Source organism: Paraburkholderia tropica, assembly GCF_014171495.1.
Taxonomy (GTDB): Bacteria; Pseudomonadota; Gammaproteobacteria; order Burkholderiales; family Burkholderiaceae; genus Paraburkholderia; species Paraburkholderia tropica.
In genome coordinates, this window is record NZ_CP049134.1 from 163,544 (window position 1) to 185,823 (window position 22,280).

The 22,280-nt window shown below is 67.4% G+C and carries 19 protein-coding genes; 5 read left to right on the top strand and 14 right to left on the bottom strand.

From position 1 onward, the window contains the following. Positions 1-32 precede the first annotated feature (32 nt). Positions 33-1,409 carry a DUF445 domain-containing protein gene (locus tag G5S35_RS00750; protein WP_110325314.1) on the top strand — a complete coding sequence of 459 codons (1,377 nt, stop codon included), beginning with the start codon at positions 33-35 and terminating at the stop codon, positions 1,407-1,409. Positions 1,410-1,677: 268 nt separating this feature from the next. Here G5S35_RS00750 and G5S35_RS00755 read toward each other — a convergent pair whose 3' ends face one another. Genes G5S35_RS00755 through G5S35_RS00780 form a run of 6 tightly spaced genes read right to left on the bottom strand, consistent with a single transcriptional unit; the run spans position 1,678 to position 5,804 of the window. Further along, on the bottom strand, positions 1,678-2,598 hold the full coding sequence (locus G5S35_RS00755; protein ID WP_183038464.1) for an MBL fold metallo-hydrolase: 921 nt from the start codon (positions 2,596-2,598) through the stop codon (positions 1,678-1,680). Continuing rightward, a complete protein-coding gene (locus tag G5S35_RS00760; protein ID WP_110325318.1) occupies positions 2,595-3,035 on the bottom strand; it encodes a MaoC family dehydratase in 441 nt (146 codons plus the stop codon). Before G5S35_RS00760 ends, G5S35_RS00755 begins: the two co-directional genes overlap by 4 nt. Continuing rightward, the gene (locus G5S35_RS00765; protein ID WP_074981723.1) at positions 3,032-3,277 is read right to left on the bottom strand and encodes a DUF1289 domain-containing protein; all 246 of its coding nucleotides are present in this window, start codon (positions 3,275-3,277) and stop codon (positions 3,032-3,034) included. The genes G5S35_RS00760 and G5S35_RS00765 overlap by 4 nt, the downstream gene beginning before the upstream one ends. 29 nt (positions 3,278-3,306) lie before the next feature. Continuing rightward, positions 3,307-3,828, bottom strand: a complete 522-nt coding sequence (locus tag G5S35_RS00770) for a YbaK/EbsC family protein (RefSeq protein WP_065062019.1) — start codon at positions 3,826-3,828, stop codon at positions 3,307-3,309. Between the two features lie 43 nt (positions 3,829-3,871). Then, positions 3,872-4,804 (bottom strand): hydroxymethylglutaryl-CoA lyase, encoded by a 933-nt coding sequence (locus tag G5S35_RS00775; RefSeq protein WP_065062021.1) that lies wholly within the window; start codon positions 4,802-4,804, stop codon positions 3,872-3,874. Between the two features lie 49 nt (positions 4,805-4,853). After that, a complete protein-coding gene (locus G5S35_RS00780) occupies positions 4,854-5,804 on the bottom strand; it encodes a 2-hydroxyacid dehydrogenase (RefSeq protein ID WP_065062024.1) in 951 nt (316 codons plus the stop codon). A 322-nt stretch (positions 5,805-6,126) separates the two neighbouring features. Here G5S35_RS00780 and G5S35_RS00785 point away from each other — a divergent pair, with 322 nt between their 5' ends. Further along, a complete protein-coding gene (locus tag G5S35_RS00785) occupies positions 6,127-6,774 on the top strand; it encodes an RBBP9/YdeN family alpha/beta hydrolase (protein ID WP_065062026.1) in 648 nt (215 codons plus the stop codon). Positions 6,775-6,848: 74 nt separating this feature from the next. Here the strand turns inward: G5S35_RS00785 and G5S35_RS00790 are convergent, their stop codons facing one another. Both G5S35_RS00790 and G5S35_RS00795 read right to left on the bottom strand, forming a co-directional pair. Continuing rightward, positions 6,849-8,150 carry an acetate/propionate family kinase gene (locus tag G5S35_RS00790; protein ID WP_237181309.1) on the bottom strand — a complete coding sequence of 434 codons (1,302 nt, stop codon included), beginning with the start codon at positions 8,148-8,150 and terminating at the stop codon, positions 6,849-6,851. Continuing rightward, positions 8,147-9,094, bottom strand: a complete 948-nt coding sequence (locus tag G5S35_RS00795) for a bifunctional enoyl-CoA hydratase/phosphate acetyltransferase (RefSeq protein ID WP_065062028.1) — start codon at positions 9,092-9,094, stop codon at positions 8,147-8,149. Before G5S35_RS00795 ends, G5S35_RS00790 begins: the two co-directional genes overlap by 4 nt. A 582-nt stretch (positions 9,095-9,676) precedes the next feature. On the opposite strand from G5S35_RS00795, the gene G5S35_RS00800 reads away from it, so the two are divergent. Further along, positions 9,677-12,730 (top strand): DUF3141 domain-containing protein, encoded by a 3,054-nt coding sequence (locus G5S35_RS00800; protein ID WP_338048706.1) that lies wholly within the window; start codon positions 9,677-9,679, stop codon positions 12,728-12,730. 118 nt (positions 12,731-12,848) lie between these two features. After that, entirely contained in the window at positions 12,849-13,628 is a 780-nt protein-coding gene (fabI, locus tag G5S35_RS00805; RefSeq protein WP_065062032.1) for an enoyl-ACP reductase FabI, read from the top strand. A 139-nt stretch (positions 13,629-13,767) separates the two neighbouring features. Here the strand turns inward: fabI and G5S35_RS00810 are convergent, their stop codons facing one another. Next, positions 13,768-14,064, bottom strand: a complete 297-nt coding sequence (locus G5S35_RS00810; RefSeq protein WP_183038465.1) for a hypothetical protein — start codon at positions 14,062-14,064, stop codon at positions 13,768-13,770. A 403-nt stretch (positions 14,065-14,467) separates the two neighbouring features. Between G5S35_RS00810 and G5S35_RS00815 the strand changes: the two genes are divergently transcribed. Next, complete coding sequence (locus G5S35_RS00815; RefSeq protein WP_183038466.1) at positions 14,468-15,592, top strand: hypothetical protein; 1,125 nt, start codon at positions 14,468-14,470, stop codon at positions 15,590-15,592. Positions 15,593-15,717: 125 nt separating this feature from the next. Here G5S35_RS00815 and G5S35_RS00820 read toward each other — a convergent pair whose 3' ends face one another. The 5 genes from G5S35_RS00820 to argS all read right to left on the bottom strand — a co-directional run bounded on the left by G5S35_RS00820 (position 15,718) and on the right by argS (position 21,952). Next, positions 15,718-17,322, bottom strand: coding sequence for an ABC transporter substrate-binding protein (locus tag G5S35_RS00820; RefSeq protein ID WP_183038467.1), 1,605 nt, complete (start codon positions 17,320-17,322; stop codon positions 15,718-15,720). Between the two features lie 246 nt (positions 17,323-17,568). Continuing rightward, positions 17,569-18,342, bottom strand: a complete 774-nt coding sequence (locus tag G5S35_RS00825) for an SDR family oxidoreductase (RefSeq protein WP_074981727.1) — start codon at positions 18,340-18,342, stop codon at positions 17,569-17,571. A 14-nt stretch (positions 18,343-18,356) separates the two neighbouring features. Next, a complete protein-coding gene (locus G5S35_RS00830) occupies positions 18,357-19,010 on the bottom strand; it encodes a thiol:disulfide interchange protein DsbA/DsbL (protein WP_065062038.1) in 654 nt (217 codons plus the stop codon). Positions 19,011-19,200: 190 nt separating this feature from the next. Further along, on the bottom strand, positions 19,201-20,031 hold the full coding sequence (locus G5S35_RS00835) for an SPOR domain-containing protein (RefSeq protein WP_065062313.1): 831 nt from the start codon (positions 20,029-20,031) through the stop codon (positions 19,201-19,203). Positions 20,032-20,158: 127 nt separating this feature from the next. Next, entirely contained in the window at positions 20,159-21,952 is a 1,794-nt protein-coding gene (gene argS / locus G5S35_RS00840; protein WP_074981418.1) for an arginine--tRNA ligase, read from the bottom strand. Positions 21,953-22,280: the final 328 nt, after the last annotated feature.

Below are 22,280 nucleotides of genomic sequence, written 5' to 3' on the forward strand. Positions count from 1 at the left end.
GCGCGGTTCGAACCGCCCGACGCGTCAGCCGCATGACCACGCCTTCCTCATCGCCCGATCCGATCCCGCCCGCGCATCGTGACAAGCACGACACGCACGACACGCGCGACACGCACGCCGAACCCAGTCAGGACGAACGCGACCTGCGCCGCGCCAAACGGCGCGCGCTGGCGCTGCTGCTGGGCGCGGCGCTGGTGTTCGTCGTCACGGCGCTGTCGCCGCCGGGCGTGGTGATCGACGGCATCAAGGCCGTCAGCGAGGCCGCGATGGTCGGCGCGCTGGCGGACTGGTTCGCCGTGGTCGCGCTGTTCCGGCGCGTGCCGATTCCGTTCATCGCGCGGCGCACGGGCGTGATTCCGCGCAACAAGGACCGCATCGCCGACGAACTCGCCGCCTTCGTGCAGGAGAAGTTTCTCGACGTGAGTTCGCTCGTCGGGCTGATCCGCCGCCACGATCCGGTCGAGCGCCTGTCCACGTGGCTGCGCGCGCCCGAAAACGCGCGCCATCTCGGCGACTACGCGGTGCGGCTCATGTCGGGCCTGCTCGGCCTCACCGACGACGCACGCATCCAGAGCTTTATCCGCGACGGTCTGCATGCGGCGCTCGACAAGGTCGATCTCTCGAAGTCGGCGGGCGCGCTGCTCGACACGCTCACGAAGGACGGCCGTCATCAGGAACTGCTCGACCAGTTGCTCGATCAACTCGGCCTGCTGCTGGCCGAAGACAGCACGCGCGCGTTCGTGGCGACGCGCATCGTCGATGGACTCAAGGGCGAGTTTCCGAAGACCGAGAAATTCCTGCCCTCGGAATGGATCGGCGAAAGCGGCGCGCGCGTGCTGGAAAGCGCCGTGAACCGCCTGCTGCTGCAAGTGAGCGAGGACCGCGAGCATCATCTGCGCGTGAAGTTCGACGAGATCGTGCAGCGCCTGATCGTGCAGCTCAAGAACGATCCCGCGTTTCTGCGCAAGGGCGAAGAACTGAAGACGAGCCTGCGCGAAGGCAGCGCGCTCAACGACTACACGCGCGAGCTATGGGAGAGCCTGCGCGCGTGGCTGCGCGACGACCTCGAACGCGACGATTCCACGCTGCACGCGAAAGTGGCCGCGACGGGACGCTGGCTCGGCGAAGCGCTGGCCGCCGACGCCGATCTGCGCGCCTCGCTCAACAGCCATCTGGAAGACGCCGCGCGCGCGATGGCGCCGGATTTTTCGCGCTATCTCACGCATCACATCCGCGACACGGTGCGTAACTGGGACACGCGTGAAACCGCGCGCCTGATCGAACTGAAGATCGGCAAGGATCTACAGGAAATACGCGTGAACGGCACGGTGATCGGCGGCACGATCGGGCTCGGTTTATATCTGTGCTCGCATTTGTTCGACTGGCTGCGCGTGCATATCGGTCTTTGATGCACGCGCTCCAATTTCGTCTATTGATTCGGATGGCGAAATAATTTTTGGCGCCATGAATTTCAGCGATTTAGGCTGCATCAAGGTGCGGTTCTGCATGCTTTAACCGTCTTGTTACACGGCATTTCACTGCCGCCCCGTTTTTAGGGAAATCACTGATGCGGCGCGTCTTCTCGCGCGAGTATGATCGGCTCGACAGTTTGATCACGTCAGAGCACGATACTCACGCTCGTCCCCGAAAAAGGACGAGCGTTTTTTTTAGCGCGGCTCAGACCGTGCCGGCGGGCGCCTCGATGCCGTGTTCGCGCAGCACCAGCGCGCCGCTTTTCGCCAGCTCGCCGGTGAGTTCGCGCACCAGGGCGGGCCACGCGCTTTCGGGCGCGAGTTGCTGCGCCGCAGCGCGGATGATCGATGCGTTTGCCACCATCGCGTTCAGCGCGTCGAAACTCAGGCTGCGCACATCGAGCAGCTTGAACACGATCAGCACCTTGAGCGCGTTTTTCGCGTTGCGTGCCGGATCGGCCCGCAGCCACGCAAGACGCGAATTCGCGCGTTCGAGTGCGGCGCGCGCGTCGGCGAACGGCGCGCCGTGGCCCGGAATCACCATCGCGATATCGAGTTGCGCGATGACGTCGAGCACGGCCTGCTGCTCGGCGAATCCGCTCGCGCCGTCCAGTTCCGGAAAGATCACGCCGAAGCCGTTTTCCCAGAGCGCGTCGGCGCTGATCAGCACGCGCGGCTCGGGCGCGTAGAGCATCAGCGAGTCGGGATCGTGGCCCGGCGCGCCCAGCACGTCCCAGTCGAAACCGCCGAGCGAAAGCCGGTCGCCCGGCGCGAGCGTACCCGTGAACGCGAAGCGCTCGCAGGTCTGCGCGGTGGCGTCGAAGGTGAGGCGCGCGGCGTCCCACGCGCGCACGGCGTCGGCGCTGGCGGCGGGAATCAGCGTGTCGCAGCGCCATTGCGTCTGCAATCGCGCGTTGCCGCCGCAATGATCCGAATGCAGATGCGTGTTGACGATCGCGTCGAGCGCGCGGCCCGCGAGCGCATGCTGCACGAGCGCGACGGTCTGCGCGGCATGCGTGGCGTAACCGGTATCGACGAGCGCCGCGCGTGCCTCATCGACGAGCAGCACATTGTTCGACGAGAGCCAGCCGCGCTCGAATACGCGGATCGAATCCGGCAGCGTCATGAGGCGGGCTTCGGCATCACGAGGATGGTCGCGCGGCCGATCACGAGCGTCTCGCCGCGATGGTTCGTGGCCGTGCCGTCGAGCTTCACGAGATCGCCGTTCAGGCTGGCTTTCCAGTACGCCTCCACCACGCGCCATTCGAAAGTGATGACATCGTGCGCGTGCGCGGCGCGCTTGAGCTTCATGTCGAATTCGAGGCCGAGCGGCTGCGCGTGCTGCGAATAATGCGTCGCGAGCAGCGCCATGAAATGCGCGGTGGGCTGCGTGCCCGAGGCGATCAGACCGCCGAAGCGGCTTTGCGCGGCGTAGTCGTCGTCGTGATGCAGCGGGTTCAGATCGTTCACGAGCGTGGCGAACGACTTCACCGAATCGGGCGAGAGTGCGAGCGTCGAGCGAAACGTTTCGCCGATCTGCACGATGCGGGCGGGCGCGGTCATGATGCGGCCTCATCGCTGTTGTTGCTGTTTTTACCGCCGAAGCGCTCGGCGATCCAGTTCGCGTGGCGCGTTTCGATCGCATCCCAAACGGCGCGTTTCGCGGCGTCGTCGAACGTGGACCACAGGGCGATCTCGTCGAGCGTGCGCAGGCAGCCTTCACACAGGCCGCTCGGCTCGTGCATGCGGCACACGCTGATGCAGGGCGAGGGCGTGCCGGTCGCCGAAGACATCGCTGCCGGCATCGCCGACGACGGGTTCGGTGCGCGGCCGCTCATGCGTCGCGCAGCGCGACGTCGACCACGGGCGCGCCGGTCATCGCCGCGAGTTCCTGCGGCGACAGATTGAACACCGCATGCGGATGGCCGGCGGCGGCCCACAGGCTGTCGAGCGAGAACAGGTCGGCGTCGATCAGCGTGACGGGTTTGGTGGCGTGACCGATCGGGCACACGCCGCCAATCGCATAGCCGGTTTTCTCGCGCACGAACTTCGCATCCGCGCGGCCGATCGCGCCGACATGCGCCTCGACTTTCTTTTCGTCGACACGATTCGCGCCGCTCGCGATCACGAGCACGGGCGCGTCGTCCGAGCGGCGGCGGAACAGGATCGACTTGGCGATTTGCGCCACTTCGCAGCCGAGACCGGCGGCCGCTTCGGCCGAGGTCTTGCCGGTTTCGGGCAGCAGCACGACCGGCTTGGCATGGCCGTGGTCGCGCAGCAGGAGCGCGACGCGTTGCGCGGAATCGGGCAGGGCGTCGATGCCGTCTTTCTCGGAGTTGATGAGCGTTTCCGTCATGTCCTGAGGTCCTTCGTTGCAGTGTGGCGAGTACGCGGGCGGGTCACGCGCACGCGGCGGCGTTCTGCCGTTTCGCGAGCAGCGCCTTGCCCGCGCGCGAGACGTTCGGGCGGCCGATGGCCGTCGAGATGAAGTCGCCGGCGGCGACCACCTGATCGAGGTCGATGCCGGTGCGGATGCCGAGGCCGTTCATCAGATACAGCACGTCCTCGGTCGCGACGTTGCCGGTCGCGCCTTTCGCGTACGGGCAGCCGCCGAGGCCCGCGACCGAGGCGTGGAAGATCGCGATGCCTTCTTCGAGCGCGGCGTAGATGTTGGCGAGCGCCTGGCCGTAGGTGTCGTGGAAGTGGCCCGAGAGGCGCTCGCGCGGGAACGCCTTCGTGACGGCTTCGAACACTTCGTGCACGCGCTTCGCGGTGCCCACGCCGATGGTGTCGGCGATATCGATCTCGTCGCAGCCGAGCGCGGCGAAGCGTGCCACGACGTCGACCACCGACGCGACCGGCACTTCGCCCTGATACGGGCAGCCGAGCGCGCACGACACGCTGCCGCGAATGCGCACGCCGTTGGCCCTGGCCGCTTCGGCAACGGGCGCGAAGCGCTCGATGCTCTCGGCGATCGAGCAGTTGATGTTCTTCTGCGAGAACGCTTCGCTCGCGGCGCCGAAGATCACGATCTCGTCCGCGCGCGCGGCGAGCGCGCCTTCGAAGCCGCGCAGATTGGGCGTGAGCACCGAATAGATCGTGCCCGCGCGGCGCGCGATGCCGTCCATCACCTGGGCGCCGTCGGCCATCTGCGGGACCCATTTCGGCGAGACGAACGAGGCCGCCTCGATGTTCGCGAAACCCGCCTGCGTGAGGCGGTCGATCAGCTCGATCTTGATCGCCGTGGGGACGAATTCCTTTTCGTTTTGCAGACCGTCGCGCGGTCCGACTTCGACGATCTTGACGGCTTGCGGCAGGGCGTTGCTGGCCATGTGTGTCTCCGGTTTCTTGTGGGGGCGGCGGGCGGTGTTCAGCCGATCATCAATAGCCGCGCGCGGCATGCACGACGCCGCTCACGGTTTCGCCGCGCGCGAGCGCCTCGATCTTGTCGGCGATCTGCGAGATCGCTTCGTCGCGCAAGGTCAGCGCCGAGCTATGCGGCGTGATCGTGATGCGCGGCTCCTGCCAGAACGGATGATCGTGCGGCAGCGGCTCGGTGCGGAACACGTCGAGCGTGGCCGCGGCGAGCGTGCCGTTGGTCAGCGCATCGAGCAGGTCCGGTTCGTTCAGATGCGTGCCGCGCGCGACGTTCACGACATAGGCGCCGCGCGCGAGCTTGCCGAAGGTGCGCGCGTTCAGCACGTTCTCGGTGTCGGGCGTGGCGGGCAGCAGGTTGACGAGCAGTTTCACGTCGTCGAGGAAGGCGTCGAACTGCGCGCCGTGCAACTCGCCCGAGAAGGTCTCGATGCCGTCGAGATGTTTCGCGCTGCGCGAGAAACCGCGCACCGGCACGCCGAGCGCGGCCACCGCGTGCGCGACCTGCGCGCCCAGCACGCCGAGCCCGAGCACGCCCACGGTGAAGGTTTCGCGCGGATGCGGCGCGAGCACGTGCCACTCGCCACGCGTCTGCTGCTGCGTGTAGTCGTCGAAACGGCGCAGATAGCGCAGCACCGCGTGCTGCACGTATTCGGCCATTTGCGGCGCCATGCCGGAGTCTTCGAGACGCACGAGCAGCGCGTCTTGCGGGAGCGTGCCGGGATGCTCGCGTTCGAGCGCGAGGATCGCATCGACGCCCGCGCCCAGGTTGAACACCGCCTTGAGGCCGGGGCGCGCGGCGAACAGTTCGCGCGGCGGATGCCAGACCACGGCGTAATCGGCGGGGGCGGTGTCGCCCGGTTGCCAGGCGCGCAGTTCCGCGGCGGGCAGCGCGCGGGACAGGCCCTGAAGCCAGGCGGAAGCGTCGGATTGCGGGAGCCAGAACAGAATCTTCATCGTGCTTGTGAGCGTGCTGCGCGTGGTGTGTCGAATCCCGGCGGCGAAAGCAGAAGCAAAAGGCGGCTACGGCCCGCGACGGAATTCAGTGACGGAAGCCGGCGACCGGAATCGCCAGATGAATGGGCAACTGAATCAGCATTCGCTCCATTCTACTTTTTCGGGCCGCCGCTGGCCTGGCTTTCTCGACGCGGGCGGCGGCACGGCCTGCCGGTGGGCGTCGGCGGGCGCCCCTGAAAAAGCAAAGCAAAAAAAATTGGTTCGGCACGCACGGGTCGCGGATCACAATCCATGCTCGACCTCTCGATGCGAGGAAAAAATCATGCTTTCGTGCGCTCAATCCCGCTGGCCGCCGCGACTCGTCACCGTGCCCGGTTTGCACGGCAGCGACGGTGCGCACTGGCAGACCTGGCTCGAACGTCAGTTCGCGCACTCGCTGCGCGTGGAGCAGGCCGACTGGGACGCTCCCGATCTGGCGGTCTGGAGCGACGCCCTGCGCGAGCGCCTCGCGCGCGAGCGCGGGCCCTTTCTGCTTGCGGCGCACAGCTTCGGCTGTCTCGTGACCGCGCACGCGCTGCAACAGGGGAAGCTCGGCGCGGATGTGGCGGGCGTGCTGTTCGTCGCGCCCGCGAGCCCCGAGAAGTTTCGTTTCGCCGGGCCGTTCGAGGCGCGCCGTCTGAGCGTGCCGTCGATTCTGATCGGCAGCGAAACCGATCCGTGGATGCCGCTCGCCGGCGCGCGTCAGCTCGCGCAGCAACTGGGCAGCGCGTTCGTGAATCTCGGCGATGCGGGTCACATCAACTCGGCGGCGGGCTTCGGTCCGTGGCCGCGCGCGAAGTATTTCATCGATACGCTCGTGCATTGCGAGGCGCCCAAGCGTCTGCGTGACGACGAAGCACAGGCGGAGCCGGTTCGCGACGTGGAAAGCGCCGCGCCGGTCTTGCCGGGCGGTCTCTCCGCGTTCGCTTGAGGGAGGAGGCGCGCCCGAGCCGTCAGGCGCGCGGGCGCTCGTGCCGAAGCAGAGCGCTCACGCAGTGCTCAACTTCACTGCCCGAGCCGCGCGCCCGCGCCCGCGTCGGGCTGCGCATGCACATGCGCCTCGCGCAGCAGCCGCGCCGTGTGCAGCGCGATCATGCCTTCTTCATCGGTGGGAATCGCGAACACCGGCACGCGGCTGTCGCTCGCGCTCACGCGTTCCTTGCCCGCGTCGTTCGCGGCCGTGTCCAGCGCGATGCCGAACACCGGCGCGAGCCGCTCGCACACCTGCGCGCGCACAGGCGCCGCATGCTCGCCGATCCCGGCCGTGAACACCAGCGCATCGAGCCCGCCGAGCACTACCGCGAGCTTGCCCACTTCCTGCGCGATCCGATACGTATAGAAGTCCACCGCGAGCTTCGCCTGTTTGCTGTCGCTCGCGAGCAGTTCGCGCATATCGCTGCTGAGGCCCGAAATGCCCTTGAGCCCCGACTCCTGATACAGCACCTTTTCGATCGCCGCGTAATCCATGCCGTGCGCCATCATCCAGAGCACGGCGCCCGCGTCGAGCGCGCCGCAGCGCGTGCCCATCGGCAGGCCGTCGAGCGCGGTGAGGCCCATCGTCGTTTCCACGCTCTTGCCGTCCTTCATCGCGCACAGGCTCGCGCCGTTGCCCAGATGCGCGACGATCACGCGGCCGCGCGCGATATCGGGCGCGACGGTGTGCAGATGATGCGCGATGTACTCGTACGAGAGCCCGTGAAAGCCGTAGCGGCGGATGCCTTCCTCGTAGTAGTGAAACGGCAGCGCGAACAGTTGCGCCATGATGTCGTTGCCCGCGTGGAAGGCCGTGTCGAAACAGGCCACCTGCGGCAGCTCGGGCGCGGCCACGCGCACCGCGCGAATCGCCGCGAGATTGTGCGGCTGATGCAGCGGCGCGAGCGGCGTGAGCGCGTCGAGTTCCTCGATCACCTTGTCGTCGATGAGCACGGCGTCGGTGAAGTGCGCGCCGCCGTGCACCACGCGATGCCCGATCGCGGCGGGCGGCGTGTCGCGCAAACCGACGGCGAGCACGAGGCGCAGCAGACGGAACGCGGCGTCGTGGTCGGCGACCTGGGCGACCGGAAATTTTTCGTCGACGATCAGGCGGCCGTCGGCCATATGCGCGACCACGCGCGGCGCCACGCCGATGCCTTCGATCTGGCCGCCCGCGCCGTGTATCGCGCGCGCGCCGGCTTCGGCGTGCGGATCGTCGATCACGCGATACACCGAACATTTGATGCTCGACGAGCCCGCGTTCACGACGAGCACGATCTGGCCTTCGGCGGCGTGTTGCTCCGAGAGCTGGGCGGAAGTGAGATGAGCGGTCACAGCGCCTCCGCGGTCATGCGCGCGCGCCGCGCGTGGGCGAGCAGCACCGCGATCGCGCAACTGCCGATACGCGAGCGCACGGTGTCGGCGCGGCTCGTGAGGATGATGGGCACGCGCGCGCCGAGCACGATGCCGGCCGCTTCCGCGCCCGCGAGAAAAGTGAGCTGCTTGGCGAGCATGTTGCCCGCTTCGAGGTCGGGCACGAGCAGGATGTCGGGGTCGCCCGCGACCGGCGAGGTGATGCCCTTGATGCGCGCGGCTTCTGCGCTGATCGCGTTGTCGAAGGCGAGCGGGCCGTCGAGCAGGCCGCCGGTGATCTGGCCGCGGTCGGCCATCTTGCAGAGCGCGGCGGCGTCGATCGTCGAGGGCATCTTGTCGGAGACCGTTTCCACGGCCGCGAGGATCGCCACCTTCGGCGTGCCGATGCCGAGCGCCTGCACGAGATCGATGGCGTTGCGCACGATGTCGGCCTTGTCGGCGAGCTTGGGGAAGATGTTGACGGCCGCGTCGGTGATGAAGAGCGGCTTGTGATACGTGGGCACGTCCATCGCGAACACGTGCGAGAGGCGGCGCTCGGTGCGCAGGCCGTTCGCGCCCGAAGCCACTTCGTGCAGCAGTTCGTCGGTGTGCAGGCTGCCCTTCATGAGCAGTTCGGCCTCGCCCGCGCGCACGGCGTGCACAGCGCGCTCGGCGGCGGCATGGCTGTGCGGGGCGTCGACGATCACGACGTTGTCGAGCGACAGATTCGCCTCCTGCGCCACCGAGCGGATCTTCTCTTCGGGGCCGACGAGGATCGGCGAAATGAGGCCGAGATTGGCGGCGTCGAGCGCGCCCGTCAGCGACGACACATCGCACGGATGCGCGACGGCGGTGGGCACGGGCGGCAGGCCGGCGCAGCGCGCCAGCAGAACCGAGTACTTGTCGGGCGATGCAGTCATGTCCATCTCTTCGAAGGGCGCTACGTTGACTGAAACCACGCGGTAAAACGGGTGCGGCGGCCGTGCGCATGTTGCGGCGCGCAAAGCGCTAACAGTGTAGTCCAGCGTGCGCGGCGCCGGTCGAAAAGTGCGCGTGGGCGGTGTCGCGCCGGTTCGGTGATGGCGCGCGGCGCGAACGCCGATTCATCGCGCATCGGCTTGCGGAGCGCGTTAGCGGCCGCGAAAAAACCGTGCCGATACCGTTTGTCGCAGGGCCGCCGAAGGCCCGCGAGCGCGTCTGTCACGCCTCATTCACGGCGCGCGGCGATGATGACAGCGACTGCGCGATTCGGCCCGCCTTGACTTTCGTCAGAGCGCTGCCTAGATTGGGATACTGCAGTGCAGCACGGCGCGGCGCCTGCGCTCGCCTGGTGGTTTTGCATGCCGCCGGGTCCGCGCCGCGCGTGCGCCAGTTCATGCCTTGCGCCGCCTGCCGATCCGCAGCGCATGCGCTTCGCCGGCCCGGTGCCGGACGCGCGCCGCCTCCCAGGTTCGCTCGCGCGGCCTGCGCGAGACGCCGCGCGCTCCCCCTTAAAGGAGATTCGTGTCGTGGCAGTTTCCGCTCTCTCGCCTGCACTCCCAGCCGATTCCCACGCGACGCAGGACGCCGCGCCCAATGCGACTCACGCGCCGAACGCATTCTGGCCGCTCTGGCCGCTGTCGCCGTCGCTGACTTCCCTGCCTTCGTCGCTTTCATCGTTTCCGTCGCTGCCTGCTTTTTCCTCGCTCTCGCCGCTGTTTTCGCCGCTCGCCAACGCGTTCGCCGAATCGGCCGAGGCCGCGCAGACGGCGCTGAAATCCGCCTTCGGATCAGCCTTCGACCCGGCGTTGAATCCGCTGTTCGCGCAGGCGCAACAGGCGCTGGACGCCGCAAGCGCGGGCGCGACCACTGCCTTCTCGCCGTTGCAGCCGCTGGCGTCGTTTCCGTCGATTCCGTCGATTCAGTCCATGCCGCCGTTTCCGGCCTTGCCCGCCGCCGCGCCCGCCGCGATCCAGCCGCTCTACGACTATCTGTTCGACGCCTGGCAGCGCAGCGTGCTGTTCCTCGACGTGCTGCGCGAGCGCGGCAACCAGACCTACATGCACGAGAAAGCCGGCATGCCGCCGGTGCTCGCGTTCGACTACGAGGTGATCGTCGACGGCCGCGAACTCGACGATCCCTGCAATTACGCGCTGCTGCGCATCAAGCCCGAAGAGGGCGTGCAGACCGACGCGCGCATGCGTCCGTTCGTCGTGATCGATCCGCGCGCGGGCCACGGTCCGGGCATCGCGGGCTTCAAGATGGACAGCGAAGTGGGCATCGCGCTGCGCAAGGGCCATCCGTGCTACTTCGTGACGTTCTTCCCGGTGCCCACCGATACGCAGACGATCGAATCGGTCGGCAAGGCCGAGGCCGTGTTCCTGCAGAAAGTGCGCGAACTGCATGCCGACGCCGACGGCCAGCCCTTCGTGATCGGCAACTGCCAGGGCGGTTGGGCCGCCGCGTTGCTGGCCGCGTCCGCGCCTTCGCTGGTCGGTCCGCTGATGCTCGCGGGCTCGCCGCTTTCGTACTGGGCGGGCGTGCGCGGCAAGAATCCGATGCGCTATTCGGGCGGCATGCTGGGCGGCTCGTGGATGTCGTCGCTGGCGGCCGATCTCGGCGACGGCCATTTCGACGGCGCGCATCTCGTCACCAACTTCGAGAACCTCAATCCGTCGAATACATTCTGGGGCAAGCTCTACAACCTCTATGCGAAGGTCGATACGGAGCGCGAGCGCTTCCTCGAATTCGAGCGCTGGTGGGGCGGCCACTTCCAGCTGAACCGCGCGGAAATCGACTGGATCGTGCAGAACCTGTTCGTGGGCAATCACCTCACGCGCAACGAGGTCTACGCGAAGAACGCGCGCGCGCCCGTGGATCTGCGCAACATCCGCACGCCGATCATCGTGCTCGCTTCGTGGGGCGACAACATCACGCCGCCGCAACAGGCGCTGAACTGGATTCCCGATCTCTACGCGAGCGTGGATGAAATCGTCGCGAACGAGCAGGTGATCGTCTACTGTCTGCACGACAAGGTGGGGCATCTCGGCATCTTCGTGTCGGCCAGCGTGGCGAATAAAGAGCACACCGAACTATTTTCGGCGCTCGATCTGATCGACGTGCTGCCGCCCGGACTCTACGAGGCGCGCATCACCGATTCGACGCCGGAAGCGGGCCGCCTCGAAGCGCTCGAAGGACGCTACGAGATCCGCTTCGAGCGCCGCACCATCGACGATATTCTCGCGCTCGACGACGGCCGCGACGACGAGCAGCCGTTCGAAGTCGTGCGTCGTTTCGCGGAAAACAATCAGCGTATTTACGACCTGTTCGTCTCGCCGACCGTGCGCGCGTCGAGCAATGCGCTCAGCGCGCATCTGCTGCGCGAGTCGCATCCGTCGCGCGTGGAGCGCAGCTTTTTCAGCGATGCGAACCCGGTGCTCGGCGCGCTGCCCGCCGTGGCCGACGCGGTGCGCGCGCATCGCAAACCGGCGGAGCGCGACAACCCGTTCACGCTGATCGAAAAGCAGGTGTCGGCGAGCATCGAGGCCGTGTGGGACGCGTATCGCGACGCGCGCGACACGTGGACCGAAAGCACCTTCTACAGCCTCTACACCGCGCCGTGGGTGCAGGCGTGGGTGGGCGTCGCGCCCAGCCTGCCGCTCGATCCGATCGCGCCGCCGCTCACGGCGCTGCGCAAGGAGCTGGCGCAGATGCGTCTGCGCGCGGCGCACGCGCATGTGCACAAGGCGTCGCTGCTCGATGTGTTCATGCGCATCATGGCGTACCTCGCCGATGAAATGCATGTGGTGCAGTACCGGCCGTTCCAGAAGATGCGCGAGCTGGCGCGCGAATATTTCGGCGAACGTCAGCCGAGCATCGCGGAACTCAAGGAGGCCGCGCGCCGCCAGGGCGCGATCGTGCAGCTCGATGCGCAGGCCGCCGTCGCCGCGTTGCCGGACCTCGTGCCGGATGCGCGTTCGCGTCGTTTGCTGATGTCGGCGGTGTATCAGGTCGCGAGCGCGTCGGGGCCGCTCGACGGCGAGCGCGCGGAGCGTTTCGCCGAAGTGCAGCGCGTGCTCGGTCTGGAGCCGGGCAGCGAGAAAGAACCGCTGCCGCCGCCGCCGGGCGGGGGCAGTGCGAGTGGTGGCGAGAGTGGTGGCGCGAGCGGAAGCGGTGCGGCGGGCGGCGGCTCCGGCTCGACGCAGGCGGCGGGCGGCGCGCAGGTGAAGGCTTCCGCCGATCCGCAAGATCAGCACGACGCTCCGAAGGCCGATGCCGCATCCGCCGCCGCGAAGCCGCGCCGCGCGACGAACGCGAAAGAGAAGGCGGCTGTCGAGGCTGCGGTGAAGGCCGTCGACGCGCCCGAGGTGAAACCGGCGGCCAAACCGACCGAGAAGCCGACCACGAAGCCGACCACGAAGCCCGCAGCGAAAACCGCCGCCAAAGCCGCGACGAAACCCGCAACGAAGACGGCAACGAAACCCGCGGCCCGCCGCGTGCGTCCCGCGAGCCCGCCCGCTGCCACGCGCACGTCGCGTCCGGCCGCGGCGCGCCGCCGCGCCGCGCGTTCTGCGGGCGAGTGAAGTCGAATGTGAAGTGCGATAGCGCATTCACGCGCGGCGCGTGCATCGAGGCGCGCCGCGCGTGAGGTCAGGCGCGAAATCGTCTGAGACAACCGCAACATCACTCGCGAGGTCCGTCATGCACACTCCTCCCGACCGGCCGCTCGCCGGCATGCGCGCGCTCGTGACGGGCGTGGCCAACGCCGAATCGATCGCGTGGGGCTGCGCGCGCGCGTTCGCCGAACTGGGCGCGGACATCGCGCTCACCTATCTCAACGACAAGGCGAAACCCTACGTTGAACCGCTCGCGCAGGAACTCGGCGCGACGCTGCTGCTCCCGCTCAACGTCGAAGACGACGCGCAGCTCGACGCCGTGTTCGACGCCGTGCGCGAGCACTGGGGCTCGCTCGACATCGCGCTGCATTCGATCGCTTACGCGCCGAAGGCCGATCTGCAAGGCGGTTTGCTCGATTCGTCGGCGCAGGGTTTTGCGTATGCGATGGACGTCTCGTGCCACTCCTTCATCCGCATGGCGAAGCGCGCCGCGCCGCTGATGCCGCGCGGCGGCACGCTGTTCGCGATGAGCTATGACGGCGCGAATCGCGTCGTGCCGAACTACAACCTGATGGGGCCGGTGAAGGCGGCGCTCGAAGCGTCGTGCCGCTATCTCGCGTACGAACTCGGTCCGCTGGGCATCCGCGTGCATGCGGTTTCGCCGGGGCCGCTCAAGACGCGGGCGGCGTCGGGGCTGCCCGATTTCGACCGCATGCTGGCCGAAGCGGTCGAGCGCGCGCCGCTCGGCGAACTCGTCGACATCATGGATGTGGGTTACGCCACCGCGTATCTGGCGACGCGCTACGCGCGGCGGCTGACCGGCAACACCGTGTATATCGATGGCGGCGCGCACATCATGGCGTGACGGTCCGACGCGCATTGCGCACGACGAAAAACGCCTCGCACTGCGCGAGGCGCTTTCGTTTGCTGCGTTTGCTGCGTTTGCTGCGTTTGCTGCGATTGCGGTGCGTGGCTCGGCTAATCAGCCACGCGATGCCGCGCGCTTACCAGCGGCGATAGCCGTCGTCGTGGCCGTAGGCGCCGCGGCGGTCGCTGCCCCAGTGACGGTCGTGCCAGCGGTGGTCGTCCCAACGGCGATCGCCCCAGCGACGGTCGTCCCAACGGCGGTCGTCGTGCCAGCCGACATAGGTCGGTGCATAGACCGGCGCCGGCGCGGCGTACATGGGCGCCGGTGCGCCGATGGCGAGGCCGACGGAGACGCCGGCCATCGCGGTCTGCGATACGGCGAGGATCGTTGCACCTGCACCCAATGCGGCAATCAGCTTTGTCTTCGTGTTCATTCGGAGTCTCCTTCGCTGGATGAATGGACGACTCCAATCTAGCTCGCCGCGCGGCTTTGAAAATTACGAATCTGCAACAATCGTCTCGGCTTTGACGGTGCAATGAAAGGTCGCAAGCTGCCCCGTGACGATGTGAAAGCCCAATCATTACGGGCTTTGCACTCGATCAAGCGATTTTGGTAAGGAGTTTGCAGTCCCTGTGGATTGCGCAAATTGTTGCGTATTTCCAGCTTCGTTACGTGTGTGCCGCCCGAGCGGAGATGTCAGCAAATTTCTCGCTCGTAAGCGTCTGTAATAGTTTTTCCTACTCTTTGTAACCAACGTAACGAAAGCAAAACGTAGACTCGTCCTTCCTTCCTTTATGCGCGGAGCCTTCGGCTTCGTCTCGATGCAAGGATTAGCGATGGTCTCCGAATGCAACGCCATCCGCTCGTCGCGCGCTGGCGTCGAAGCGGAGCGACAGTCGAGCACGGCGGACGCCGCGTTCGCTGCGAAAGCCGCGAATGCGAATCACGCCCCCGCGCCTGTCGAGAACGCGCAGTCCGCCGCGTCCTCGCCGGTGCGCCGCGCCCTCAACACCTTCTTCAAGCTGCTCTATCGCCACACGCATTCACGCGCGTGGCGTCATAACGAACGCATCGCGCACGGCGTCACGCTCGAACGCGACGCAACGGGGCGGCTTACCGGCATGCGTATCGGCGGCCGCAGTTTGCCCTGCGTGAACGGCACGGCGGTGCTGCCGCTGCCCGACGCGCGCGAATGCCATCTGATCGCCACCGGTCCGTCGATCAACGAGATCGATTACCGCGCGCTCGCCATGCCGCGCGTGATGGGCGTGAACGGCGCCATCGCGCTGCAGGAACGCGCGGGCGTGCGCTTCGACTACTACTGCATCGTCGACACGGGCTTCGCGCGTCAACGCGTCGATCTGGTCGAGCGCGTGATTCGCGAGCCGCTCACGCTGTTTGCGACGCCGGTCGTGCTCTGGCATATCGTGCAGCGCTTCGGCGTGGAGCGTCTGCGCTGCCGCGTGTTTCTCGTCGACGACATGCTGTTTCCCGCCGGCCGCCGCGCCGTCGAGAAGAACGCAGTGCGCGCGGTCTACGACGAACGCGCGCTCGCGCTGTTCGACGCGCCGCACACGCTGGGTTTCAGCCTCGATCTGCGGCGCGGCGTGTTCGACGGCTGCACGGTCGCGTACACGGGTTTGCAGGTGCTGGCGGCGCTCGGCTTTCGCCGCATCCTGCTGCACGGCGTCGATCTCGCCAATGCGGCGCTCACGCCGCGTTTCTACGAGTCGGCGGCGAACATGCAGCCGAGTCATCTCGACGAGGATTTCCGCGACATCATCGAACCGTCGTTTCGCGGTGCGGCGGGTCTGCTCGCGCGGCGCGGCGTCGAGGTGCGCAATCTGTCGATGCAGAGCGCGCTCGGCGAGGACGTGTTTCCGAAGCTGCACTGGCAGGCGCTGATTGCGCGCGGCGCGTCCGCACGCGAGGCCGGGGAGCGGGTGCTCGCGGTCGCTTGAGCACGGCGCGGGCAGCGCACGTTACGCCCGCTACGTACAAACGCTCATCAAGCGCGCACAAAAAAGCCGGGGACATGCCCCGGCTTTTTTCATTTCGCGATCAACGCGCCGCGCAACGGACGGCTTTACTGCACCGCCACCGCGCCGAAGTTCTGGCGGCCGAACGGGCTCACCTGATAGCCGTTCACGTTGGCGCGCGTGATGGCGGCGGCGGTCGGATAGCCGAGCGGAATCCACAGCGCCTGATCGTGAATGATCTTCTGCGCGCTCTCGTAGAGCTTCGTGCGCTTCGCCTGATCGGCGGTTGCCTTGCCGTCGGCGATCAGCTTGTCGAGCTTCGGATCGCAAAAGCGCGCGAAGTTGATGCCCGACTGCACCGCGTTGCAGCTAAAGAGCGGCGAGAGGTAGTTGTCCGGATCGCCGTTGTCGCCGGCCCAGCCCATGAAGAGCGTGTCGTGCTGGCCCTGCTTGGCTTCCTTGATCAGCTCGCCCCATTCGATCACCTTGATCTCCGCCTTCACGCCGATCTTCGCGAAATCGGCTTGCAGCAGTTCGGCGCCCGCGCGCGGATTCGGATTGAGCACGCTGCCGTTCGGGCGCACCCAGATCGTCGTCGAGAAGCCGTTGGGCACGCCCGCTTCGGCGAGCAGCGCCTTGGCCTTCGCGATGTCGTGCGGATACGGCGGGATCGTCTTGTCGTAGCCCCAGGTGATGGGCGGCCACGGATTGGTCGCGGGCGTGGCCGTGTTGTCGAACACGGTCTTCAGATACGTCGTGCGGTCGAACGCCATGTTCAGCGCCTGACGCACCTTCGGGTTGTCGAGCGGCTTCTTCTGCGTGTTGAGCGCGACGAAGGCCGTCATGAAAGCGGGCGTCTGCACGACCTTGAGCGCCTTGTCGGTCTTCGCGTCGGCCACGTCCTGCGGCTTGGGCGAGAGCGCGATCTGGCATTCGCCGGCCTTCACCTTCTGCGCGCGCACGGCGGCGTCGGGCGTGATCGCGTAGATCAGGCGGTCGACCTTGGGCTTCGGCCCCCAGTACGACGGATTCACGTCGTAGCGGATCACCGCGTCCTTCGTGTAGCTCTTGAGCTGGAACGGGCCGGTGCCGACCGGCTTCGCGTTCAGGTCGAGCGGCTTGCCCGCCTTGAGCAGCTGATCGGCGTATTCGGACGAGTAGATGGACGCGAAGCCCATCGTGAGGATCGAGAGGAAGGTGGCGTTCGGCTCGTTCAGTTCGAACTTCACCGTGTTCGCATCGACCTTGCTGACCGACTTGATGAGCTTGGGCAGACCCATCGACTGCGCGTGCGGGAAGCCGCTCGGGCCGGCGACCTTGTGCCACGCGTTATTCGCGTCGAGCATGCGCTCGAAGGTGAAGACGACGTCGTCGGCGTTCAGCGTGTGCGTGGGCTTGAACCATTCGGTGGTCTGGAACGCCACGTTCGGGCGCAGATGGAACGTGTAAGTGAGGCCGTCGGCGCTCACGTCCCACGATTGCGCGAGCGCGGGCACGACCTTCTTCTGCGCTTCGTCGTAGCTGACGAGCGAGTTGAAGATCACGTCGGCGGAGGCGTTGGTCGTCACGAGCGAGTTGAACTGCACGACGTCGAAGCCGTCCGGGCTCGACTCCGTGCAGATCGTGAGCGGTTTCGCGAGCGCGGGCGTGGCCGCGCAGGCGAGCGCGCACAGGGCGGCGGCGAGCACGGGGGCGGGCGAGGTGAAGCGCATGGGATCTCCGTTTTGCCAGGGTCTTGCCGTTGGTGTGCGGACCGGTCCGCCGTCTGCCGCGCTGCGCGCGCGACGAACGGCGCGAGGGTCCGATCGGGAAAGCTTATCGAAGGGATATAGCCCGGACAACAAATTAATCGGCATACCAATATGGGGGGCGATCGCTCCCCATCCCCCACGAGCGTGGGTCTGATCGCTCCCACGACGAGTGGGAGGCCGATCTCCCCCAACGATTGGGGGCAGGGGTCAATGCTGCGCAGTGCGCGGCTTGCGCGGCGCGCGCTCGAAGGCGCGGTCGTAGAGCCAGCGCGGCAGTGCGCCGAGCAGGGCGGCGACCACGCGCATCGGCCACGGAAACACGGCGAAGGCGCGTCCGCGCGCGATGGCGTCGGCGGCGCGCGCGGCGAAGCGGTCGGCGTCCATCAGGAACGGCATGCGGTATGGGTTCTTCGCGGTCATCGGCGTGCGGATGTAGCCGGGCGCGATGGTGACCACGGGCACCTTGAACGGGCGCATCTCCACGCGCAGCGCTTCGAGATAGGCGAACGCCGCAGCCTTCGACGCGCTGTACGCGCCCGAACCCGGCAGCCCGCGCACGCCCGCCACGCTCGCGATGCCCACGAGCGTGCCGCGCCGCGTCTGCGCCATGGTCTGCGCGAACGGCTCGAAGGTGGCGACCATGCCGAAGTAATTGGTGTCCATCACGTCGCGGAACGTGGCGAGTTCGCCTTCGCCCGTGAGCGCGCCGCGGCTCACGCCGGCATTGGCGATCACGATGTCGGGCATGCCGTGTTCGGCGATGAACGCGCGCGCGGCGGCGGCGAGCGCATCGGCGTCGCGCACGTCGGCGGGATAGATCGAGACGGGGTGTTGCGGATGAGACTGGAGAAACGCCTCGAGCGCGTCGGCGCGGCGCGCCACGAGCCCGAGGACGGCGCCGCGCCGCGCGTATTCGGCGGCGAGAGCGGCGCCGATGCCGCTCGACGCGCCGGTGATGAAAACCTTGAGCGGGTGTGTCATGCCGGCGCGCGCGCTCACATCTTCTTCGCGCGGATCTGCGAAACGAGGAAGTCCATGACCTGCAGCGTGTCCGGCAGCGCCTTGTCTTCCGTCGATTGCATCAGCGCCGGGCCGGTTTCGTACTTGCCCTGGATCGCGATGGTCGGCACGCCGTCGATCTTGTACGCGTCGAGCATGGCCTTGTCGCGCTGGAGCGCGCTCTGCGTCGAGAACGAGTTGTACGCGTCCATGTACTTCTTCGGATCGACGCCTTGCGTGGCGAGGAACTTCGCCTGGTCTTCCGGCGTGAGCAGGTAGTTTTTGTTCACGTGGATTTCGTGGAACACGGCCGGCGTGAGCTTCTGCGCGAGGCCGAGCGCGTCGAGCGCGTAGTACATCTTCGAATGCGGTACGAAATCGTCACGGAAGGCAACCGGCACGCGCTTGAACACGACGTCCGCGCCCTGCTTCTTGATCCACGATTCGAGGTACGGGTCGAACGCGTTGCAGTGCGGGCAGCCGTACCAGAAGAATTCGATCACTTCGATCTTGCCCGCGGGCACGTCGAGCGGCTGTGGCGCCTTGAGCACCGTGTAGTCCTTGCTGGCGACCGGCGCGGCAGGCGAGGCGTGCGCGGCGCCGGCGATCATGGAGAGCGAGAGCAGGAGCGATCCGAGAATGCGTTTCATAGCGTGTGGTTCCACTGGACGAGGCCGGCGGCGTCCGGCCCGATGGGTGCGGCGCGCAGGCTGCGCGCGGCCGCGGCGTTGCTGGATGAGACCGCGCCGCGGGCTGCGCGCTCCGCCCGTGGCGCTTGCGCACGCAACGGTGCGGACGGCGCGGGGAGCGAAGCGCGCGGCGGCGCGGCGCGGACGGCGGTTACTGCTTCGAGAAACGGATGACGGCGGTGTCGATACCGGCGTCTGACAGACGTTGACGCGTCGAGTTCATGTCGTCGAACTTGGAGAACGGACCGATGCGCACGCGGTAGTAGGTGATGCCGCCCGCGTCGCGCTGCGTGACCTTCGACTCGAAGCCCTGGAAGGCGAGACGCGCGCGCTGCTGCTCGGCGTCGGACGAAGTCTTGTACGCGCCTACCTGCAGGAAGTAGCCGGTGTTGGCGTCGGCGGCCGACGGCGCGCCGGAGCCGGGCTGTGCGGGCTTCGCGGCGTTCGGCGCCGGAATCGCGTTCGGAGACTTCTGCGGCTGGTTGTTCGCGAGTTGCTGCGCGGGCTGGCTCGACGGCTGCGGCTTCTTCGCGGGCTGCGTGGTGTCGGCCGTGTTGCCCGTCGAGGGCTTCGGCGCGACCGCGACGCCGTTGTTGGCGGCGTTGTTCGCGCTGTTGTCGGTCGAACCCGACGGCGGCACTTCGACGATCTGCGGCTCGTCGAGCATGCCCGACGACTGCGACTGATTCGTGGTCTGGCCCGGCGCGGTGTTCGGCGGCGTGCTCTGCGCGGCTTGCGGCGTGACCGGCTGGCCCGGCGTCTTGCCCTGCAGCGGACGGTTCGGATCGTATTGTTCGCTCTGGCTGGCGTCCGAAGCGGCCGGCGGCGCGACCTTCGAGACGAACGGCGTGGGCGAGCGCGTGATATAGAGCGCCACCACCACCGCGATCGCAAGGCCGACAATCAGGCCCAGCACGACACCGAGAAACGTACCCCCGGACTGTTTCGACTGCTGTTTTGTAGTGCGGCGCGGTTTTGCCATCGTCTGAATCACCTGCAAACAAGAGAATCCTGGAATGGCGCGCCCGCTCGCGGACGCGCCCCAAACATGTCGCTTCACGTGGTCATGCGCCGCGGCACTGCGCGGCGCGACGCATGCGTCAGTTGCGTTACATGCGCTCGGGCGCCGACACGCCGATCATCGCGAGACCGTTCGCGAGCACCTGGCGCGTGGCCGCGAGCAGCGCGACGCGCGCATCGCGCTCGGCCGCGTCGTCGACGAGAACGCGTTCGGCATTGTAGAACGAGTGGAATTCAGCCGCGAGTTCGCGCAGATAGAACGCGACCGCGTGCGGCGCGAGTTCGCCGGCCGCATGCGTGAGCATCTCCGGATATTCGGCGAGCTTGGCGATGAGCGCGAGCGCGCGTTCGCTCGACAGCGGCGCGAGGTCGATCTGCGGCAGCGCGTCGAGCTTGCCGCCGAACTTGCCCTGCCAGTCGCCGAGAATCGACGAGATGCGTGCGTGCGCGTATTGCACGTAATACACCGGGTTTTCGTCGTTTTCCTTCAGCGCGAGGTCGATGTCGAACACGAATTCCGTGTCGGCCTTGCGCGAGATGAGGAAGAAGCGCACGGCGTCGCGGCCGCGGCGGATGGTCGCTTCGTCGAGCTGATCCGGCGCGACGTCGCTGCCCGCGCGGTCCACATCGGCGCCGCCCGACCATTCGATCAGGTCGCGCACGGTCACGTAGCTGCCCGCGCGCTTGGAGATCTTCACTTCCTGGCCGTCGCGCATGACGGTGACCATCTTGTGCAGCACGTAGTCGGGATAGCCCGTCGGAATGCCGATGCCGAGCGCCTGCAGGCCCGCGCGCACGCGCGCGATGGTGCCGTGGTGGTCCGAGCCCTGGACGTTGATGACCTTGGTGAAGCCGCGTTCCCACTTGGTGACGTGGTATGCGACGTCCGGCAGGAAGTACGTGTAGGTGCCGTCGGACTTGCGCATCACGCGGTCCTTGTCGTCGCCGTAGTCGGTCGTCTTGAGCCACAGCGCGCCGTCCTGCTCGTAGGTCTGGCCCGAGGCGATCAGCGACTCGACGGTCTTCTCGACGCGGCCTTCGGTGTAGAGCGACGTTTCGAGGTAGTAGCGGTCGAACTTCACGCCGAACGCCTGCAGGTCGAGATCCTGCTCGTGGCGCAGGTAGGCGACGGCGAAGCGGCGGATCGCTTCGAGGTCTTCCGGATCCTTCGCGCCGGTGACGGGCTCGCCGTCCTTGGCCGCGACGGTTTCGCCCGCGAGGTAGTCGCGGGCGATTTCGGCGATGTATTCGCCGTTGTAGGCGGCTTCGGGCCAGCCCGCGTCGCCCGGCTTCAGGCCGCGCGCGCGCGCCTGGGTGGAGACGGCGAGATTGCCGATCTGCACGCCCGCGTCGTTGTAGTAGAACTCGCGGTGCACGTCGTAGCCCTGCGAGCCGAGCACGTTCGAGATGGCGTCGCCGAGCGCGGCCTGACGGCCGTGGCCGACGTGCAGCGGACCGGTGGGATTGGCCGAGACGAACTCGACCAGCACGCGCTTGCCGGCTTCGCGCTGCGAGCGGCCGAACGCGGCGCCTTCGGCGAACACGGCGCCGAGCACGGCGCGCTTGGCGTCGACGGTCAGGCGCAGGTTGATGAAGCCGGGACCGGCCACTTCGGCGTCGGCGATCAGACCGGCGGCGGCGGGCAGCGCCTTCACGGCGTCGACGATCTGCTGGGCCAGCGCGCGCGGATTGGCGCGCAGCGGCTTGGCGAGCTGCATCGCGACGTTGCAGGCGACGTCGCCGTGCGCGGCGACCTTCGGACGCTCGAGCGCGATCGTGGGCACGACGAATGCGGCTTCGGTCGCGCCCTCGGTGGCCTTCGCCACCTGGGCGACGGCGTCGGCGAGCAGAGTCTCCAGGGTGTGTTTCTGTGCGGGCAGCATGCTTGTTGCAGGTCCTGTGCGGGTAGTTGGGTGCGGGGCCGGCCTGCATGAAGCGCAAAGGCCGGCGCTTGCCGTCGAATTCGGGTGAGGGCGGGGCGCCGCCGCCGGCCTTTGTCAGCTTTCAGGCCAGCGATCGGGGCAGCTAACCCGCCACGTTCTGGCCGGTTGGCCGCCTGTCCGGCGGCTGTCGCGTCAGGCGCGCGCGTCGCGCGCTGGCTGTGGCGTACCGGCTGGCCGGACAGGGCCGCGCCCTGCGGGTAATTCCGTCCAGACGGATTTTAGCAGGTGCTAATATGTGAAATGAGAAGCCCGGCACACCCGGGCTCGC

Bases quoted from the DNA above. Each gene is read 5' to 3' on its own strand.
- fabI (WP_065062032.1), top strand. From the start codon at position 12,849: ATGCACACTCCTCCCGACCGGCCGCTCGCCGGCATGCGCGCGCTCGTG.
- G5S35_RS00820 (WP_183038467.1), bottom strand. From the start codon at position 17,322: ATGCGCTTCACCTCGCCCGCCCCCGTGCTCGCCGCCGCCCTGTGCGCG.
- G5S35_RS00765 (WP_074981723.1), bottom strand. From the start codon at position 3,277: ATGCCGGCAGCGATGTCTTCGGCGACCGGCACGCCCTCGCCCTGCATC.
- G5S35_RS00830 (WP_065062038.1), bottom strand. From the start codon at position 19,010: ATGAAACGCATTCTCGGATCGCTCCTGCTCTCGCTCTCCATGATCGCC.
- G5S35_RS00780 (WP_065062024.1), bottom strand. From the start codon at position 5,804: ATGAAGATTCTGTTCTGGCTCCCGCAATCCGACGCTTCCGCCTGGCTT.
- G5S35_RS00770 (WP_065062019.1), bottom strand. From the start codon at position 3,828: ATGACGGAAACGCTCATCAACTCCGAGAAAGACGGCATCGACGCCCTG.
- G5S35_RS00795 (WP_065062028.1), bottom strand. From the start codon at position 9,094: ATGGACATGACTGCATCGCCCGACAAGTACTCGGTTCTGCTGGCGCGC.
- G5S35_RS00785 (WP_065062026.1), top strand. From the start codon at position 6,127: ATGCTTTCGTGCGCTCAATCCCGCTGGCCGCCGCGACTCGTCACCGTG.
- G5S35_RS00815 (WP_183038466.1), top strand. From the start codon at position 14,468: ATGGTCTCCGAATGCAACGCCATCCGCTCGTCGCGCGCTGGCGTCGAA.
- G5S35_RS00775 (WP_065062021.1), bottom strand. From the start codon at position 4,804: ATGGCCAGCAACGCCCTGCCGCAAGCCGTCAAGATCGTCGAAGTCGGA.
- G5S35_RS00810 (WP_183038465.1), bottom strand. From the start codon at position 14,064: ATGAACACGAAGACAAAGCTGATTGCCGCATTGGGTGCAGGTGCAACG.
- G5S35_RS00755 (WP_183038464.1), bottom strand. From the start codon at position 2,598: ATGACGCTGCCGGATTCGATCCGCGTATTCGAGCGCGGCTGGCTCTCG.
- argS (WP_074981418.1), bottom strand. From the start codon at position 21,952: ATGCTGCCCGCACAGAAACACACCCTGGAGACTCTGCTCGCCGACGCC.
- G5S35_RS00835 (WP_065062313.1), bottom strand. From the start codon at position 20,031: ATGGCAAAACCGCGCCGCACTACAAAACAGCAGTCGAAACAGTCCGGG.
- G5S35_RS00825 (WP_074981727.1), bottom strand. From the start codon at position 18,342: ATGACACACCCGCTCAAGGTTTTCATCACCGGCGCGTCGAGCGGCATC.
- G5S35_RS00760 (WP_110325318.1), bottom strand. From the start codon at position 3,035: ATGACCGCGCCCGCCCGCATCGTGCAGATCGGCGAAACGTTTCGCTCG.
- G5S35_RS00750 (WP_110325314.1), top strand. From the start codon at position 33: ATGACCACGCCTTCCTCATCGCCCGATCCGATCCCGCCCGCGCATCGT.